General features: G+C 68.6%; 16 protein-coding genes. 14 read left to right on the plus strand and 2 right to left on the minus strand.

Going from position 1 to position 15,112, the window contains the following annotated elements; all coding sequences use genetic code 11:
- Positions 1-166 precede the first annotated feature (166 nt).
- The gene (locus AC3WT0_RS11380; protein ID WP_492753681.1) at positions 167-1,585 is read right to left on the minus strand and encodes a VIT domain-containing protein; all 1,419 of its coding nucleotides are present in this window, start codon (positions 1,583-1,585) and stop codon (positions 167-169) included.
- 29 nt (positions 1,586-1,614) lie between these two features.
- Complete coding sequence (locus AC3WT0_RS11385) at positions 1,615-1,986, minus strand: helix-turn-helix domain-containing protein (RefSeq protein ID WP_492753683.1); 372 nt, start codon at positions 1,984-1,986, stop codon at positions 1,615-1,617.
- Positions 1,987-2,434: 448 nt separating this feature from the next.
- Between AC3WT0_RS11385 and AC3WT0_RS11390 the strand changes: the two genes are divergently transcribed.
- The 14 genes from AC3WT0_RS11390 (at position 2,435) to AC3WT0_RS11455 (ending at position 15,080) form a co-directional block, all read left to right on the plus strand.
- The gene (locus AC3WT0_RS11390; RefSeq protein ID WP_492753684.1) at positions 2,435-4,456 is read left to right on the plus strand and encodes a conjugal transfer protein TraG; all 2,022 of its coding nucleotides are present in this window, start codon (positions 2,435-2,437) and stop codon (positions 4,454-4,456) included.
- 2 nt (positions 4,457-4,458) lie between these two features.
- Entirely contained in the window at positions 4,459-4,860 is a 402-nt protein-coding gene (locus AC3WT0_RS11395; RefSeq protein WP_492753685.1) for a CopG family transcriptional regulator, read from the plus strand.
- The gene (gene trbB, locus AC3WT0_RS11400; protein ID WP_492753687.1) at positions 4,857-5,843 is read left to right on the plus strand and encodes a P-type conjugative transfer ATPase TrbB; all 987 of its coding nucleotides are present in this window, start codon (positions 4,857-4,859) and stop codon (positions 5,841-5,843) included. Before AC3WT0_RS11395 ends, trbB begins: the two co-directional genes overlap by 4 nt.
- Positions 5,840-6,172 carry a TrbC/VirB2 family type IV secretion system protein gene (locus AC3WT0_RS11405; RefSeq protein ID WP_492753689.1) on the plus strand — a complete coding sequence of 111 codons (333 nt, stop codon included), beginning with the start codon at positions 5,840-5,842 and terminating at the stop codon, positions 6,170-6,172. The genes trbB and AC3WT0_RS11405 overlap by 4 nt, the downstream gene beginning before the upstream one ends.
- The gene (locus tag AC3WT0_RS11410; protein ID WP_492753690.1) at positions 6,169-6,453 is read left to right on the plus strand and encodes a VirB3 family type IV secretion system protein; all 285 of its coding nucleotides are present in this window, start codon (positions 6,169-6,171) and stop codon (positions 6,451-6,453) included. The genes AC3WT0_RS11405 and AC3WT0_RS11410 overlap by 4 nt, the downstream gene beginning before the upstream one ends.
- Entirely contained in the window at positions 6,447-8,885 is a 2,439-nt protein-coding gene (gene trbE / locus AC3WT0_RS11415) for a conjugal transfer protein TrbE (RefSeq protein WP_492753691.1), read from the plus strand. Before AC3WT0_RS11410 ends, trbE begins: the two co-directional genes overlap by 7 nt.
- Before the next feature lie 5 nt (positions 8,886-8,890).
- Entirely contained in the window at positions 8,891-9,631 is a 741-nt protein-coding gene (gene trbJ, locus AC3WT0_RS11420) for a P-type conjugative transfer protein TrbJ (protein ID WP_492753692.1), read from the plus strand.
- Between the two features lie 74 nt (positions 9,632-9,705).
- Positions 9,706-11,010: a P-type conjugative transfer protein TrbL gene (gene trbL / locus AC3WT0_RS11425; RefSeq protein WP_492753693.1), complete on the plus strand. Its 1,305-nt coding sequence runs from the start codon at positions 9,706-9,708 to the stop codon at positions 11,008-11,010.
- The gene (gene trbF, locus AC3WT0_RS11430; protein WP_492753694.1) at positions 11,010-11,816 is read left to right on the plus strand and encodes a conjugal transfer protein TrbF; all 807 of its coding nucleotides are present in this window, start codon (positions 11,010-11,012) and stop codon (positions 11,814-11,816) included. Before trbL ends, trbF begins: the two co-directional genes overlap by 1 nt.
- Positions 11,813-12,757, plus strand: a complete 945-nt coding sequence (gene trbG / locus AC3WT0_RS11435; RefSeq protein WP_492753695.1) for a P-type conjugative transfer protein TrbG — start codon at positions 11,813-11,815, stop codon at positions 12,755-12,757. The genes trbF and trbG overlap by 4 nt, the downstream gene beginning before the upstream one ends.
- The gene (locus AC3WT0_RS11440; protein ID WP_492753696.1) at positions 12,754-13,977 is read left to right on the plus strand and encodes a TraB/TrbI/VirB10 family type IV secretion system protein; all 1,224 of its coding nucleotides are present in this window, start codon (positions 12,754-12,756) and stop codon (positions 13,975-13,977) included. Before trbG ends, AC3WT0_RS11440 begins: the two co-directional genes overlap by 4 nt.
- Before the next feature lies 1 nt (position 13,978).
- Positions 13,979-14,209 carry a DUF2274 domain-containing protein gene (locus AC3WT0_RS11445; protein WP_492753697.1) on the plus strand — a complete coding sequence of 77 codons (231 nt, stop codon included), beginning with the start codon at positions 13,979-13,981 and terminating at the stop codon, positions 14,207-14,209.
- A complete protein-coding gene (locus AC3WT0_RS11450; RefSeq protein WP_492753698.1) occupies positions 14,206-14,850 on the plus strand; it encodes a hypothetical protein in 645 nt (214 codons plus the stop codon). Before AC3WT0_RS11445 ends, AC3WT0_RS11450 begins: the two co-directional genes overlap by 4 nt.
- Before the next feature lie 80 nt (positions 14,851-14,930).
- Complete coding sequence (locus AC3WT0_RS11455; RefSeq protein ID WP_492753699.1) at positions 14,931-15,080, plus strand: helix-turn-helix domain-containing protein; 150 nt, start codon at positions 14,931-14,933, stop codon at positions 15,078-15,080.
- The last annotated feature ends 32 nt before the right edge of the window (positions 15,081-15,112 follow it).

Below are 15,112 nucleotides of genomic sequence, written 5' to 3' on the forward strand. Positions count from 1 at the left end.
ACAGCGCCGACGTCGCTCCGTCCCACCGAGCGCCGCGCCCAGGGGCCGCGAGCGGTGTCTATCGTGAGTTCCTCGTCAGTTCGGGCGCCCCATGGCGCGAGCAAAGAAGGTTCCGCATTGGCACGCGGCGCAGCCAGCAACAGCGCTCCGGCTAACAATATAAATCTCATGCGCTTACCCCCAATTGCCGGGCCAACCGCTCAAAGGGGAGCGGCAGCCGATCCGGGAACAGCTGATCGAGCAGATCGGGCGAAGCCACGCCAGCAGATGCAGCGGCTTGTGCCAGCAACGCGATGGCGAGATGGTCCGCCGTGAGGTTCATTGCCGAAGCGGTCTGACGCACGGTCTCGACGGTGGCGATGTCCCGGACCATTGTCGCGACCTCGCCCGGCAGATGGCCCACATCGCCCAACCGCAAGGCCAGCACCCCGTCCTGATTCCACAGCACCTGCGAAGCTGCAGAGCGAAGTCGCGCGCCCAGGTGCGACATATCGGTAGGGACCTCCCGGCGGGGTCTCCTGTTGCGCCACCAGTTGCCAAGCCGGACATGCCATGGCGGTCGCGCTCCGACGGTCGGCCATCGCACGGCAAACCCACGGACCCGGCCGGGGGCGGGAACGTCGCCATCTGGCGCGAGCGGAGACGCAGCAGGCTCGACGGCCGGTGCCTGAGACGGAACCGCCTGCACATCGGAGGATACCGCATCGACCAGTGCGAGCTTGCGCATAGCCGGCAGCACCCCGGTCGCTTCGCCTTCGGCGCCTACGAAAACCAGGCTGGTTTCGCTGGTCAGCAAATTGCCCTTGAGCGCAAGATCGCGAACCCGCTGGCGATCCGCTGGCCTATCACCGTCAAGCAGTGCCGCAATCTGCTCCGCCATGCGCAGGCCCATTTCCGCACGCACATCGTCGGCGGACCAATCTATCACCTTGCCCTCAAAGCCTGCGGGGATGACGATATCCAGCGTCATTGGCGCATTGCCGATCTGCTGCCTGGGCAGCAGATCAGTTCCCCCCGACCGCACAATGAGTTCATTCGCGCCCTCAATCTTCAGCGTGATCGGATGCGACTCGCTGGTCTGGCGTGGGGTGAGATGATCAGGCACCGCAGGAACAGTCAGATCAGGGTCGACCCCGGGGCAGAGACGTACCGTCGCTCCGGTAAGACCAAGCGCGATCGCGCTTTCGCACACCAGCGAGACCACTTCGCCCGGCTTCACGCCCGCCACCGACAAGGTGCGCCATCCGCGCTTCAAATCTTCGAGCAGGATCGCGCGGTTGCCGTCAACCGCCGCGCCGTCATAGGCGGTTTCGGCTCGCCGTCTCGGTCGTGCCTGTGCGGTCCATCGTTTCTCGCCGATCCGAACTTCCACCCCGTGAACCACTTCGCCGGTCAGCGCGGGCGGCATGGTCAGCACCGCCTCGATCGGCAGCGTTTCCTGGTTGGTGAACGTGCGCGTGACGATCAGACGGGCAATTGGTGGAACCAGACGAAGTCGGATCTCGGTTTTGTCGAGCAGCAGGGGTGGTCTGGGGGCGAGCGACGGCCGGAACAAGGGCACCAGCGGATCGATCAGCTTATCCATCGTCGTGCTTCCCCGGATCCCGCGAATGATCAGCCAGCCGCCCGCTTGCGCGCCTTGGGTACGTCGCCTGAAAATGCTTCGCGCAGTCTAGTTTCGGTCTGCGCGATCATCTGATCCAGGTCAGCATCCCTGCCGATCAGATCGGGTGCGACCACCAGTGTCAGGCCGTCCATCACCGGCACGGGCACGCCCTCGCGCGCATCCAGAAGAAGCCGGATCGCGGCATTGGGAAAGCCAAGGCCCTTCAAGCGCTGAAAGCGACGGATCGCCTGGATGTGTGCGTCATCATATGTAGCATAAGTGCGCCCGCCTTCGGGCGAGGGGACGAACCCCTCGGAAATCAGGAAACGGATCTGCCGGATTGTCGCTCCGGTAATCGCGGAGAGTTCTTCGAGCTTCATCTACCTCTTTTAACATATAATTTGTCAAAAACAAGAACCCGCGGGCGGATTGCTGGCAACCGCGCCATTTGGTTGATCTGGATGAACATATTTCTGCGTCTGACGAGGCGATTGTTCGAGGTGAACGGCGTTTCGTGTCGGCGGCAACCCAGGCTCTTGGAGATATCTTTATGGCAGGTCTCGGTCTTAGCCGACGTTCAGACGCCCGGTGTAGAACGTCATGAGTTGGGTCGACAGCCGTCATAGCTGCGGCGCCGCGAGGAAGGGCAGCTTTCTGCGGTTCCCTGCCCGGAACCTGACAGTCGGCAGACGGCCCGAATGCAGCCGTCAGACCGAGTGACCTCAAATACGTACCCCGTGTCACCAGCGAGTGCCTGACGCGCTGATCGAGATCCAGCGACCCTTGAGGCCGAGCCCGGGACGCTGAGTCGTGCGGGCGGAGGCCCGCATGACACCGACGAAGCTCCTCCTTGACCAGATGCTGGTTGTCGCCGGGATCGTCGTCGCCGGCATCTGGTTCGCGACGCAGTGGGCGGCGGCGTCGCTCGCCTATCAGCCCGAGCTCGGCACGCCCTGGTTCCGGCTCGGCGGCACGCCCGTCTATCCGCCCTGGTCGCTCTTCCCCTGGTGGTTCCATTTCGACGCCTATGCACCGGTTGTCTTCGACGAGGCTGGCGCGATCGCCGCCGGGGGCGGGCTGCTGGGCTGCGGTGCGGCTGTGGCCGGGTCGGTCTGGCGCGCCCGGCAGCAGCGCAACATCACCACCTATGGATCCGCGCGCTGGGCCGGCCCTCGCGATATCCGGGCCGCCGGCCTGGCGGCGGAGGCCGGCGTGTTCCTCGGCCGCACCGCCTCTCGCTACCTGCGCCATGACGGGCCGGAGCATGTCATGGCGTTCGCGCCGACGCGCTCGGGCAAGGGCGTCGGTCTCGTCGTGCCGACCCTCCTCGGCTGGACCGGCTCGACGGTCGTCCACGACATCAAGGGCGAGAACTGGCAGCTGACCGCCGGCTGGCGCGCGCGCTTCTCGCATTGCCTGCTCTTCAATCCGACCGACGCGCGCTCCGCGCGCTACAATCCGCTGCTCGAGGTGCGCCGCGGCGCCGACGAGGTCCGCGACGTCCAGAACATCGCCGACATCCTGGTCGATCCCGAAGGTGCGCTCGAACGGCGCAACCACTGGGAGAAGACCAGCCATTCGCTGCTGGTCGGCGCGATCCTCCACATCCTCTATGCCGAGGAGGAGAAGACGCTCGCCCGCGTCGCGACCTTCCTGTCCGATCCCGAGCGCCCGTTCGTCGCCACGCTGCGCGCGATGATGGCGACCAACCACCTCGGCACGGAAGAGATGCCGCTGGTGCATCCGGTCGTCGCCTCGGCCGCGCGCGAGGTGCTGAACAAGTCCGACAACGAGCGCTCGGGCGTGCTGTCGACGGCGATGTCGTTCCTCGGCCTCTATCGAGATCCCACCGTCGCCGCGGTCACGGCCGCCTCCGACTGGCGAGTCGAGGACCTGGTCGCCGCACCGCATCCGGTGTCGCTCTACCTGGTCGTGCCGCCCTCGGACATCAGCCGCACCAAGCCGCTGATCCGCCTCGTGCTCAACCAGATCGGCCGGCGCCTGACCGAGCAACTCCATACTGCAGGCGTACCCGGGCGCCACAAGCTTCTCATGATGCTCGACGAGTTTCCTGCCCTCGGCCTCCTCGACTTCTTCGAGACGAGCCTTGCCTTCCTCGCCGGCTATGGCGTCCGCGCCTTCCTGATCGCGCAGAGCCTCAACCAGATCGAGAAAGCGTATGGCGAGCACAACGCCATCCTCGACAACTGCCATGTCCGCGTCGCCTTTGCGACGAATGACGAGCGGACAGCCAGGCGGATCTCCGACGCGCTCGGCACCGCGACCGAGCAGCGCGCGATGCGCAACTATGCCGGCCACCGCCTCGCGCCTTGGCTCGCACACGTCATGGTCAGCCGCCAGGAGACCGCCCGCGCACTGCTGACACCCGGCGAGGTCATGCAGCTGCCGCCGACCGACGAGGTCGTCCTCGTCGCGGGGCATCCGCCGGTCCGCGCCCGGAAGCTGCGCTACTTCGAGGACGCGCAGTTCAAGGCGCGGGTGCTCCCGCCGCCGACGCCCGGGCAAAGCGGGGCAACCGACCTGCCGCCTCACCGCGCCCATGACTGGCATGATCGTGTCCGCCCCGTCGACGCGCGGCTCGCTGAGGCCGCGGCTGAAGGCGAGGAGGAGGCCGGCGGCCTCGAACAGGCGCGTCATCCCGAGCAGGAGATTGCCACCGCGACACCTGTCGATCCGGCATCCACCGACCCGCTCGGGCTGGGCGAGGACGAAGGCGACGCTGTCACCGACAAGCACGCGATGGATCGTGCCACGACCAGCACCGCGCGGCGCGCCTATGCCCTCGATATGGCCGACAGGCGGCCCGGCAATCTCGAGCTGGACTTCTAGAGATGGCCGATCGCGTCCGCCACCAGCTGTTCCTGCCGAAAGCGACCAGCGACCGTCTCGAGGCGCTCGCCGCAGCACCCGGCGCGACCAAGTCTGCGATCCTTGCGGACGCCGTGACCGCCTGGCTCAATCGCCGCGGCGCGTCCGAACTCGAGGACCGCTTCGCGCTCCGCCTCGACCGGATGTCCAATGCGCTGGGCCGCATCGAGCGCGACGGTCATGTCGTGCTCGAGACGCTTGCGCTGTTCATCCGGTTCGAACTCGCGATCCAGGCGCCGCTCGCCGAGAACGACGCGGCCGGCCGCGCGCTCGGGCGCGAGCGCTTCGAGGCGTTCGTGACCCAGGTCGGCCGCGCCGTCGCGACCGGCAGGCGCACGCTCCTTCCCGCGGAGGAGGAGCGATGAGCGAGATCCTCTCGTCCGATCGCCGGCGCGCGATGCTGCGCACGGCGATGGGCCCCGACATCGCTTCGGCGCTGGCCGATCCACTGGTGGTCGAGATCATGGTCAATCCCGACGGCTCGCTGCGCCTCGACCGGCTCGGCGAAGGCCGGATCGACACGGGCGTCGTCCTTGAGGCGCCGCAGGTCGAGCGGATCGTCCGGCTGGTCGCGAGCCATGCCCGAACCGAGGTCCATGCGGCACAGCCGATCATTTCTGCCGAGCTGCCGCCGCATCTCGATGGCCGGGCCGGCGAACGCTTCGAAGGCGTGCTGCCGCCGGTCTCGACCGGCCCCTGCTTCTCGATCCGCAAGCCCGCCCGGCGCCTCTATACGCTGGACGACTATGTGGCGGACGGAATCATGTCCGCCGCGATGGCGGATACGCTGCGGGTAGCGGTCACCCAGCGGTTCAACATCCTCATCGCCGGCGGGACGAGCTCGGGCAAGACGACGCTCGCCAACGCACTCCTTGCCGAGATGCGCTGCGTGGATGCCCGCGTCATCCTGATCGAGGACACCCGCGAGCTGCAGAGCCCGGCGCCGGACACGGTGGCGCTGCGCACCCGCCCGGGCGTGGTCTCGATGACCGACCTGGTGCGCTCGACCCTCCGCCTCCGCCCCGACCGGATCATCGTCGGCGAGGTTCGCGGGCTCGAGGCGCTCGACATGCTCAAGGCCTGGAATACCGGGCACCCCGGCGGGATCGCGACCGTCCACGCCAACTCGGCCGAGGCCGCGCTCTACCGCGTCGAGCAACTCGTCCAGGAAGCGGTCGTCACCGTGCCCCGCTGCCTCGTCGCCGAGGCGATCGACCTCGTCGTCTTCATCGCCGGGCGCGGTGCCCATCGCTCGGTCGATGCGATCGCGCGGGTCGTCGGCGTCGATCCCGACAGCGGCGCCTACGCCCTCGCACCGTTCCACCTTCCCACCAACCCAGGAGAATGACCATGAAGACCATTGCCTCGCCCACCAGGCCGCGCCTGCTGGCCGGCGCCGCCATCGCCGTCCTCGCCGCCGGCCAGGCCTGGGCCTCCGGAACCGGCATGCCGTGGGAGGAGCCGCTCCAGCAGGTGCTGGAGTCGGTCCAGGGCCCGGTCGCCAAGATCGTCGCGGTGATCATCATCATCGTGACCGGCCTGACCCTGGCGTTCGGCGAGACGGCCGGCGGTTTCCGCCGGCTCATCCAGATCGTCTTCGGGCTGTCGATCGCGTTCGCCGCCTCGAGCTTCTTCCTGTCCTTCTTCTCGTTCGGCGGCGGGGCGCTGCTGGCATGATCGGGCCAGATGCATTCAGGGCCCAGCATCTCGACGGGTTCGAGGCGCCGCTCCATCGGTCGCTCGCCGAACCGATCCTGCTCGGCGGCGCGCCGCGCGCCATCGCGATCGTCAACGGCACCGCCGCCGCCGCGCTGGGGCTGGGCCTCCAGCAATGGATCGCAGGCGTGCTGGTCTGGGCGGTTGGTCACACCATCGCGGTCTTCGCCGCGAAACGCGATCCGGACTTCGCTCCGGTGCTCGCGCGCCACCTGAGGCAGCGGGGATATCTCGCGTGCTGAACCTGCGCGAATATCGCAGCCGCGCCGACAGGCTGGCCGATCATCTGCCCTGGGCCGCGCTGGTCGCGCCCGGCGTGGTGCTCAACAAGGACGGCAGCTTCCAGCGCACCTTGCGCTTCCGCGGTCCCGACCTCGAATCGGCGACCGAGGCCGAACTGGTCTCCGCCTGCGCGCGCGCCAACAATGTGCTCAAGCGCTTCGGCTCGGGCTGGGCGCTGCACATCGAGGCCGAGCGCCGCGAGGCGCCGGGCTATCCCGCGAGCAGCTTCCCGGACGCGGCATCCTGGCTCGTCGACGAGGAACGGCGTGCGTCGTTCGAGGCGGCGGGAGCGCATTTCGAGAGCCGCTACCATCTCACCTTGACCTTCCTGCCGCCGCCCGACCAGGCGGACAGCGCCGGTCGCGCGCTGGTCGAGCGTGCCGATGCGCCGCAGGGCCGCGACTGGCGCCAGGCGCTGGCCGGGTTCGTCGCGGAGACCGATCGCGCGCTCGATCTCTTCTCGGGCTTCATGCCCGAGATCGCCGCGCTCGACGATGCGGAGACGCTTGCCTTCCTCCACGGCACGATCTCGACGCGACGCCACCGCGTGCGCGTGCCCGAGACGCCGATGTATCTCGACGGGCTGCTCGCCGATACGCCGCTGACCGGCGGGCTCGAGCCGATGCTCGGGTCGTTGCACCTGCGCACGCTGACCATCCTCGGCTTCCCCGGCCTCAGCCGGCCCGGGATTCTCGACGCGCTAAACCACCAGGATTTCGGCTATCGCTGGGTCACGCGATTCATCGCGCTCGACAAGACCGACGCGACCATGGCCCTGACCCGGCTGCGCCGCCAATGGTTCAACAAGCGCAAGTCGGTCACCGCGATGCTGCGCGAGGTGATCTACAACCAGCCGGTCCAGCTGCTCGACAGCGACGCCGACAACAAGACCGCCGACGCCGATCTGGCACTCCAGGCGCTGGGCGGCGACCATGTCGCCTTCGGCCACCTCACCACGACGATCACCGTCGCCGACGCGGATCGCGCCCGCGTTGAGGACAAGGTCCGCGCGGTCGAGCGGATCGTCAACGGGCTCGGCTTCACCTGCATCCGCGAGGGGCTGAATGCGGTCGAGGCCTGGCTCTCGAGCCTGCCCGGGCAGGCCTATGCCAATGTCCGCCAGCCGCTCGTCCACACGCTCAACCTCGCGCACCTGATGCCGCTGTCGAGCGTCTGGGCGGGGCCCGCGCGCAACCGGCACCTCGACGGGCCGCCGCTCCTCCATGCCGAGACCAGCGGGTCGACCCCGTTCCGGCTCTCGACCCATGTCGGCGATGTCGGGCACATGATGATCGTCGGGCCGACCGGTGCCGGCAAGTCGGTGCTGCTCGCGCTGATCGCGCTCCAGTTCCGCCGCTATCCGGGGAGCCAGCTCTACATCTTCGACATGGGCCGCTCGGCACGGGCCGCGACGCTGGCGATGGGCGGCGCGCATCACGGGCTCGGGCTCGGTGGCGACGCCGGCGGAACGATCGCCTTCCAGCCACTGTCCCGGATCGGGGATGCGGCGGAGTGCGCTTGGGCAGCCGAATGGATCGCCGCGCTGCTCGCGCACGAGAAGGTCGTGGTCACGCCGGAGGTGAAGGAAGCCGTCTGGTCGGCGCTGACCAGCCTGGCGAGCGCGCCGATCGAGGAACGGACGCTCACCGGCCTGTCGCTGCTGCTCCAGTCGACGGCGCTCCGCTCGGCGCTCGCGCCCTATACGCTCGAAGGTCCGTTCGGCCGGCTGCTCGACGCGGCCGGGGACGACCTGCGCATGGCGGACGTCCAGTGCTTCGAGACCGAGGCGCTGATGGGTGCCGGCAGCGTGGTCGCGCCCGTCCTGACCTATCTCTTCCACCGGCTCGAGGCGCGGTTCACCGGACGCCCGGCATTGCTGATCCTCGACGAGGCATGGAAGTTCCTCGACCACCCGCTGTTCGCCGCACGCATCCGCGAGTGGCTGAAGACGCTGCGCAAGAAGAACGTCGCGGTGATCTTCGCGAGCCAGAGCCTTGCCGACATTGCCGACAGCGGCATCGCGCCCGCGATCATCGAGAGCTGCCCGCAGCGCATCCTGCTTCCCAATGCCGCGGCGATCGAGCCGCAGGGGCGCGCTGCCTATCAGCGGTTCGGGCTCAACGACCGGCAGATCGAGCTCGTCAGCCGCGCGACGCCGAAGCGGCATTATTACCTCCAGTCGGCCGCGGGCAACCGTCTCTTCGAGCTGGGTCTCGGACCCGTCGCGCTCGCGCTGTGCGGTTCTTCCGATCCCTCAACGCAGGCGCGCATCGACGCGCTGCTCGCGGAGCACGGCCCGGCCGGATTCGCCGCGCGCTTCCTCGAGGAGGCCGGTCTCGACTGGGCCGCGGCGCTGCTCGCCCAATTCCCCGATCCCCAGGCGATGGAGTAGACCTGATGCGTATCCTCACCCGCAAGAACCTGATTGCAACGGCGCTGGGCCTTGGCGCCCTGGGCTCGCTGACGATGGGCTTCGCCACCTCGGCGCACGCGCAGATCACGGTGTTCGACCCCAGCAACTACAGTCAGACTGTCCTGACCGCGGCGCGTACGCTCCAGCAGGTCAACAACCAGATCCAGTCGCTCCAGAACGAGGCGCAAATGCTGCTCCGGCTGGACAGGAACCTGAAGGGCATCGCCTTTCCGCAGCTCCAGGCGCTGCTCGACAAGCTCGACGGTATCGACCGGCTGATGCAGCAGGCGCAGAGCGTCGACTTCGAGGTGGACCAGCTCGAGGCCAGGCTGAAGGCGCTCTATCCGCGCCGCTTCGATCCCGCCTCGACACGCGACCAGCGGTTGCAGGCTGCCCGGGCGCGCTACGACGCGAGCACCGATGCCCTGCGCCGGACGATGACCGTCCAGAGCAATATCGTGCAGCAGGCGCGCGAGGATGCCGAGGCGCTGGCCGGGATCGCGTCACGTAGCCAGGGTGCGGAAGGCGCGCTCGCCGTCGGCCAGGCCACCAACCAGCTGCTCGCGCTCACCGCCAAGCAGGGCATGGCGCTCCAGCAGATGATGGCCGCGCAGTTCCGCGCCGACGCGCTCGAGAAGCAGCGCCAGCTGACCGAGTCCGAGGCGTCGCGTGCCGCGACGCGCAGGTTCCTCGGCACCGGGACTGCCTACACCCCCCGGCAATAGCGAGACCGGCCGCGGCGGAACGAGCCCCGCCGCCGCGGCCGCGGCACACGGGGCCCAGATCCAGGGAAGAACCTGTGAACGACCTCAACGTGATCGACCGGTTCATGGCCGACTTCATCCGCTACATCGACAGCGGGTTCGGCCTGCTCGGGCCCGATGTCGGCTTCCTGACATCCGTGCTGATCGGCATCGACATCACGCTCGCCGGCCTGTTCTGGGCGATGGGCGGCGAGGACGACATCATCGGCCGCTTCCTCAGGAAGATTCTCTACATCGGCGTATTCGCGTTGATCCTGAACCGCTTCTCGACTCTTGCCGACATCATCTATCGCTCGTTTGCGCAGGCCGGCCTGACCGCCGGCGGGGGAACGCTTTCGGCCGACGACCTGCTGCGCCCGGGCAGGCTCGCGGGCACCGGCTTTCAGGCCGCCTGGCCATTGCTCGACCAAGCGAGCGAACTGCTCGGCTTCACGACCTTCTTCGACAATTTCCTGACGATCATGGTGCTCCTGATCGCCTGGCTGATCGTGATCGTCGCCTTCTTCATCCTCGCGGTCCAGATGTTTGTCTGCATCCTCGAGTTCAAGCTGACGACGCTTGCCGGCTTCATCCTCGTGCCGTTCGCGCTATGGAACCGGACCAGCTTCCTCGCCGAGCGCGTGCTCGGCAACGTCATCTCGTCGGGCATCAAGGTGATGGTGCTCGCCGTCATCGTCGGTATCGGCTCGGGCTTCTTCACCGAGTTCACCTCCGCGCTCCGTGGCAAGGAGCCCGATATCGGCCAGGCGATGAGCCTCGTGCTCGCCAGCCTCGCATTGTTCGGCCTCGGCATTTTCGGACCGGGCATCGCCTCCGGGCTTGTCTCCGGCGCGCCGCAGCTCGGCGCCGGCTCGGCGGTCGCGACCACGGCGCTTGCGGCGGGCGGCTTCGCGGTCGCCGGCGGCGCGGGCATGGCAGCGGCGAAGGGGCTTGCCGGTGCCGGTCTCGGCGCAATCCGCGCCGGCACCTCGATGGGGTCGGCGGCGTCGAGCGCGTACAAGCTCGGCCAGGAGACCTCCGGCTCGAAATCGGTCGCCGCCGGCATGGGCGGTGTCGCGACCGCCGCCCGCGGCGCGCTCGCGCAGCGCATGGGAGGCGGGCTCGGGCTCCGCGCCGCAGCCGGCGAAGGCCAGCGCGCAGCCTGGAATGCCGGCACGACGGGCGCGCAGGCGAACCCCGGGGAAGCACCGGCTCCTGCGTCTGACGCCATGCCGGGTTGGGCGCGCGACCTCCAGAACACGCAATCCCGCCGTCACCATCGCCAGGCGGCGATTCACGCCCTCCAGGGTTCGGATCGCGGCGGCGGCGGCGCGACCCCCGACATCAAGGAGAAGGACTGATGCGCTTCAAACGTGCCGTCCAGCGCTACGGGCGCACGGACGAACCCGAGACACCCTATCAGCGGGCCGGCCAGCTCTGGGACGAACGGATCGGTTCCGCCCGGGCCCAGGCGAGTAACTGGCGGCTGATGGCGTTCGGCGGGCTGGCGCTGACCACGGGCCTGTCGGGCGCGCTGGTCTGGCAGTCAATGCAGAGCCGCGTCGTCCCCTATGTTGTCGCGGTCGACAGCCTCGGCGAGGCGCAGGCGGTGTCACCAGCCGCCGCCGAGTATCGGCCGACCGACCCCCAGCTCGCCTGGTTCCTCGCTCGCTTCGTCACCGACATACGGGGACGGTCGCTCGACCCGGTGCTGATGCGGGAGAACTGGCTTCAGGCTTATGACTTCGCATCGAAGCGCGGTGCCATCTTCCTCGGCGAATATGCCCGCTCGGCGAACCCGTTCGCCGATGTCGGCGACAGGACCGTCTCGGTCCAGGTGACCAGCGTGGTCCGCGCGTCCGCGACGAGCTTCCAGGTGAAATGGGCCGAGCGCGCCTATGACCGCGGGAGCCTTGCGGGCACATCGCGCTGGACCGCGATCGTCACCGTCCTGCTCAAGCCGCCGCGCGACGCGGACACGCTGCGCAGGAACCCGCTCGGGCTCTATGTCGATGCGATCGACTGGAGCCGCGAGCTCGAGACCCCTGCCGACCATGCACCGGGCACGGCGTCGACGCCCGTGCCGGATTCCGGTGTGCCCGGCGGGTCGCCGCTCGATCCTGGCCTCGGCCAGCCCTCCCAGGCCCAACCGGAGAACCGTCCATGAACCGCATCCTGCTTGCGGCGAGCGCGCTCGCCGTGATGCCCGCCGTCGCGCAAACCTCGCCGCCCCAGCCGCCTCAGGTCGCCACGACGAGTCCCAGCCCGCCGCCGGTGGCGACCGCCATCGCTCCACCTTTGGTAGTGCGCCCCGTGGCGCCGCATCGCCACAAGCCGTCGCCGGCCGAGCTTCGGGTCCGCACGGCGAATGCAAAGGCGACCCGGGAGCCCGCGACACCGGCTTTCGTCAACGCCGTGCAGGTCTACCCCTATGGCGAGGGCGTCCTGTACCGCCTGTTCGCCGCGCCCGAGCGGGTCAGCGACATCGCCCTGCAACCCGGCGAGGCGATCGTCTCGGTGGCGGCGGGTGACACCGCACGCTGGACGGTCGGCGACACGACGAGCGGCGCGGGGGAAAGCAAGCGCGTCCATATTCTCGTCAAGCCGTTCGCCGCCGGGCTCTCGACCAATCTCGTCATCACGACCGACCGGCGCGCCTATCATCTGCAGCTCGACAGTACGCTGGCCACCGCCATGGCCGCCTTGTCCTGGACCTATCCGCAGGACGAGATGATCGCGATCCGCCGCCAGCAGGCGTCGGCGGAAGCGGCAAGGCCGGTTGCTTCGGGCCTCGCCATCGAGCGCCTCGACTTCGGCTATGTCGTGACCGGCGACAGGCCGGCCTGGCGGCCGCTGCGTGCGTTCGACGACGGGCACCAGACGTTCATTGAGTTCCCGGCGAGCGTCGGCGTCGGCGAAGCGCCGCCGCTGTTCGTCATCGGCGACCGGGGCGATGCCCAGCTCGTCAATTACCGCATGGCCGGTCGCTTCTATGTCGTCGACCGGCTGTTCGATGCCGCCGAGCTTCGGCTGGGCGCGAAGAAGCAGGCCGTGGTGCGGATCAGCCGTACAGGCGCCGACCGGCGCCGGCACCGGAGGGCGTCATGAGCGAGACCGTGCCTGCGGCGGCGGCCGCTCCGAAAGTCGACCCCGAGACGCTCGTGCTGCGCGGCGGCCCGAGCCGGATCATCCGCTTTCGGCGCGCCGTGATCATCGCGATCGCAGCGCTCGGATCGACGGCAATCGTCGGCGTGACCTGGATCGCGCTCAAGCCCGCAACCTTCCGGATCGTCGCCGGCGCCGGAGACCAGAAGGATATCGCCAGCCGGGCGCCGGACGATGCGCTCGCCGGCGCGCCGAAAAGCTATGGTGACGTGCCAAGGCTCGGCCCGCCGCTGCCCGGCGATCTCGGGCGCCCGATCCTGCGCCGACAGGAGGCGCTCGGTGGATTGCCGCCTCCCGGCTCTTCGGATCAGGCCGCACAGGCCGCCGAGGCCGAGCGACAGCGACTTCTCGCCGAGCGCAAGTCGGCCCGCGAGTCCGGCATCATGATGCAGCTCGGCGCTGCCGGGCACGCAACCGGCGCTGCTCTGACCACCGATGCGCCGGCCCCGGCTCCGGCACAGGAAGCGCAGCCGGCGACGATCGCCGTCGATCCCGCACGCGATCCGGGCAACCAGCAGCGCAAGGCCGACTTTCTCGCAAGCAAGGACCCGACCAGCGACATCAATCCGCACAGGCTGGTGACGCCTGTCTCACCTTATACGCTGACCGCCGGCAGCATCATCGCCGCGAGCCTGATTACGGGGCTCAACTCCGACCTGCCGGGGCTCGTCACCGCGCAGGTTACCGAGAACGCCTATGACAGTGTCACCGGCCGCATTCTCCTGGTGCCGCAGGGGTCTCGCCTGATCGGCAGCTACGACAGCGTCGTGGCGTTCGGACAGAAGCGCGCGCTGGTCGTATGGCAGCGCATCATCCTGCCCGATGGCCGCTCGATCCGTATCGACAATGTGCCGGCAACCGACATGGCGGGTTATGGCGGGCTCTCCGACAAGGTCGATGCCCACACCTGGCAGCTGCTCAAGGGGGTGGCGCTGTCGACGCTGCTCGGCGTCGGCACCGGGCTGAGCCTGGGCGACAGCGAAAGCGACCTCGTGCGCGCCATCCGGGAATCGGTGCAGCAGGGAACGTCGCGTGCCGGTGACCAGATCGTCACCAGGAACCTCAACGTCCAGCCGACCCTCGAGGTGCGGCCGGGCTGGCCGCTGCGCGTGGTCGTCCACAAGGACATCGTCCTCGCGCCGTGGCCCGGACAGGAGCGATAGCATGCCGGATCTCAAACTCGCACAATTGCCTGACCGCACCCCGGTCAAGCTCGGCATCTCGGTGACGCCGGACCTCCACCAGGCGCTCAACGATTATGCGGTGCTCTATGCCCAGGCCTATGGCCGGGAGGAGCCGGTCGCTGACCTGATTCCGGCAATGCTCGCCGCCTTTCTCGAAAGCGACAGGGCGTTCGCCCGCTCGCGGCGCCCGCCGGCCGGAGGCGGCCGATGATGCTCGCCTGTGCATCGCGCACCGGCACGCGCCGCAATCTCGACGCACTGCGCGCCGCCGGATGGCGACTGATGGTCTCCGCCCGCGGCGTGCTGCGCACCGAAGGCTTCCGGTACGCGCTCGACAACGGCGCATGGACGTCCTTCCAGAGGAAGGAGCCCTTCGACGAGGCGGCCTTCGAGCGGGCGGTCGCCCTCCTCCGACCCGGTGCCGACTGGATCGTCCTTCCGGACATCGTCATGGGCGGCTCCGCATCCCTGCGCTTCTCGCAGAAGTGGCTCGAGCGGCTCCGACACCGCAGGGCACTGGCCGGCCAGACCTTCCTGATCGCCGTGCAGAACGGGATGCACCCCGAGGAGGTGCGTCACCTGCCGGGTCCCGGGGTCGGCGTCTTCGTGGGTGGCGACACTTCATGGAAGCTGGCGACCATGGGTCGCTGGGCGCGCCTTGCGCATGCGCACGGTTCGATCTGCCATGTGGGACGCGTCAACAGCGCCCGCCGTGTCCGCCTCTGCATGGCGGCCGGCGCCGACAGCTTCGACGGCTCCGGCGTCTCCCGCTTTGCAGCCGCCTTGCCGCCGGTCGACCGCGCCCGCCGGCAAACCGACATCGAAAACTGGCTCTTACGGAGGATAGCGTGATGAAGAACGACATGCATGGGAATACAGGTGGATGGGAAGGACAGGGACCACCGGTCGCTCACACCCTGGAGCCGATCAGCGTGCGGATTGCCACCGCGGTCAAGCTGACCGGAATCTGCCGGTCGACGATCTACGAGCTGATCAACGACGGGACGATCGAGACGATGAAGATCGGGCGATCGACCTTCATCCTCTATCCCAGCCTGAAGCGACTGTTCGAGCGAAGTTGATACCAAGGACGAGTAAGCCGGCGGCCCTTGTA

It is taken from the genome of Sphingomonas sp. EU05-FHT14C10, assembly GCF_058790595.1.

Coding starts and splice junctions, on each gene's coding strand:
- AC3WT0_RS11385 (WP_492753683.1), bottom strand. CDS start 1,986: ATGAAGCTCGAAGAACTCTCCGCGATTACCGGAGCGACAATCCGGCAG.
- trbG (WP_492753695.1), top strand. CDS start 11,813: ATGAACCGCATCCTGCTTGCGGCGAGCGCGCTCGCCGTGATGCCCGCC.
- AC3WT0_RS11440 (WP_492753696.1), top strand. CDS start 12,754: ATGAGCGAGACCGTGCCTGCGGCGGCGGCCGCTCCGAAAGTCGACCCC.
- AC3WT0_RS11395 (WP_492753685.1), top strand. CDS start 4,459: ATGGCCGATCGCGTCCGCCACCAGCTGTTCCTGCCGAAAGCGACCAGC.
- trbB (WP_492753687.1), top strand. CDS start 4,857: ATGAGCGAGATCCTCTCGTCCGATCGCCGGCGCGCGATGCTGCGCACG.
- AC3WT0_RS11410 (WP_492753690.1), top strand. CDS start 6,169: ATGATCGGGCCAGATGCATTCAGGGCCCAGCATCTCGACGGGTTCGAG.
- trbJ (WP_492753692.1), top strand. CDS start 8,891: ATGCGTATCCTCACCCGCAAGAACCTGATTGCAACGGCGCTGGGCCTT.
- AC3WT0_RS11380 (WP_492753681.1), bottom strand. CDS start 1,585: ATGGATAAGCTGATCGATCCGCTGGTGCCCTTGTTCCGGCCGTCGCTC.
- trbF (WP_492753694.1), top strand. CDS start 11,010: ATGCGCTTCAAACGTGCCGTCCAGCGCTACGGGCGCACGGACGAACCC.
- AC3WT0_RS11450 (WP_492753698.1), top strand. CDS start 14,206: ATGATGCTCGCCTGTGCATCGCGCACCGGCACGCGCCGCAATCTCGAC.
- AC3WT0_RS11390 (WP_492753684.1), top strand. CDS start 2,435: ATGACACCGACGAAGCTCCTCCTTGACCAGATGCTGGTTGTCGCCGGG.
- AC3WT0_RS11445 (WP_492753697.1), top strand. CDS start 13,979: ATGCCGGATCTCAAACTCGCACAATTGCCTGACCGCACCCCGGTCAAG.
- AC3WT0_RS11405 (WP_492753689.1), top strand. CDS start 5,840: ATGACCATGAAGACCATTGCCTCGCCCACCAGGCCGCGCCTGCTGGCC.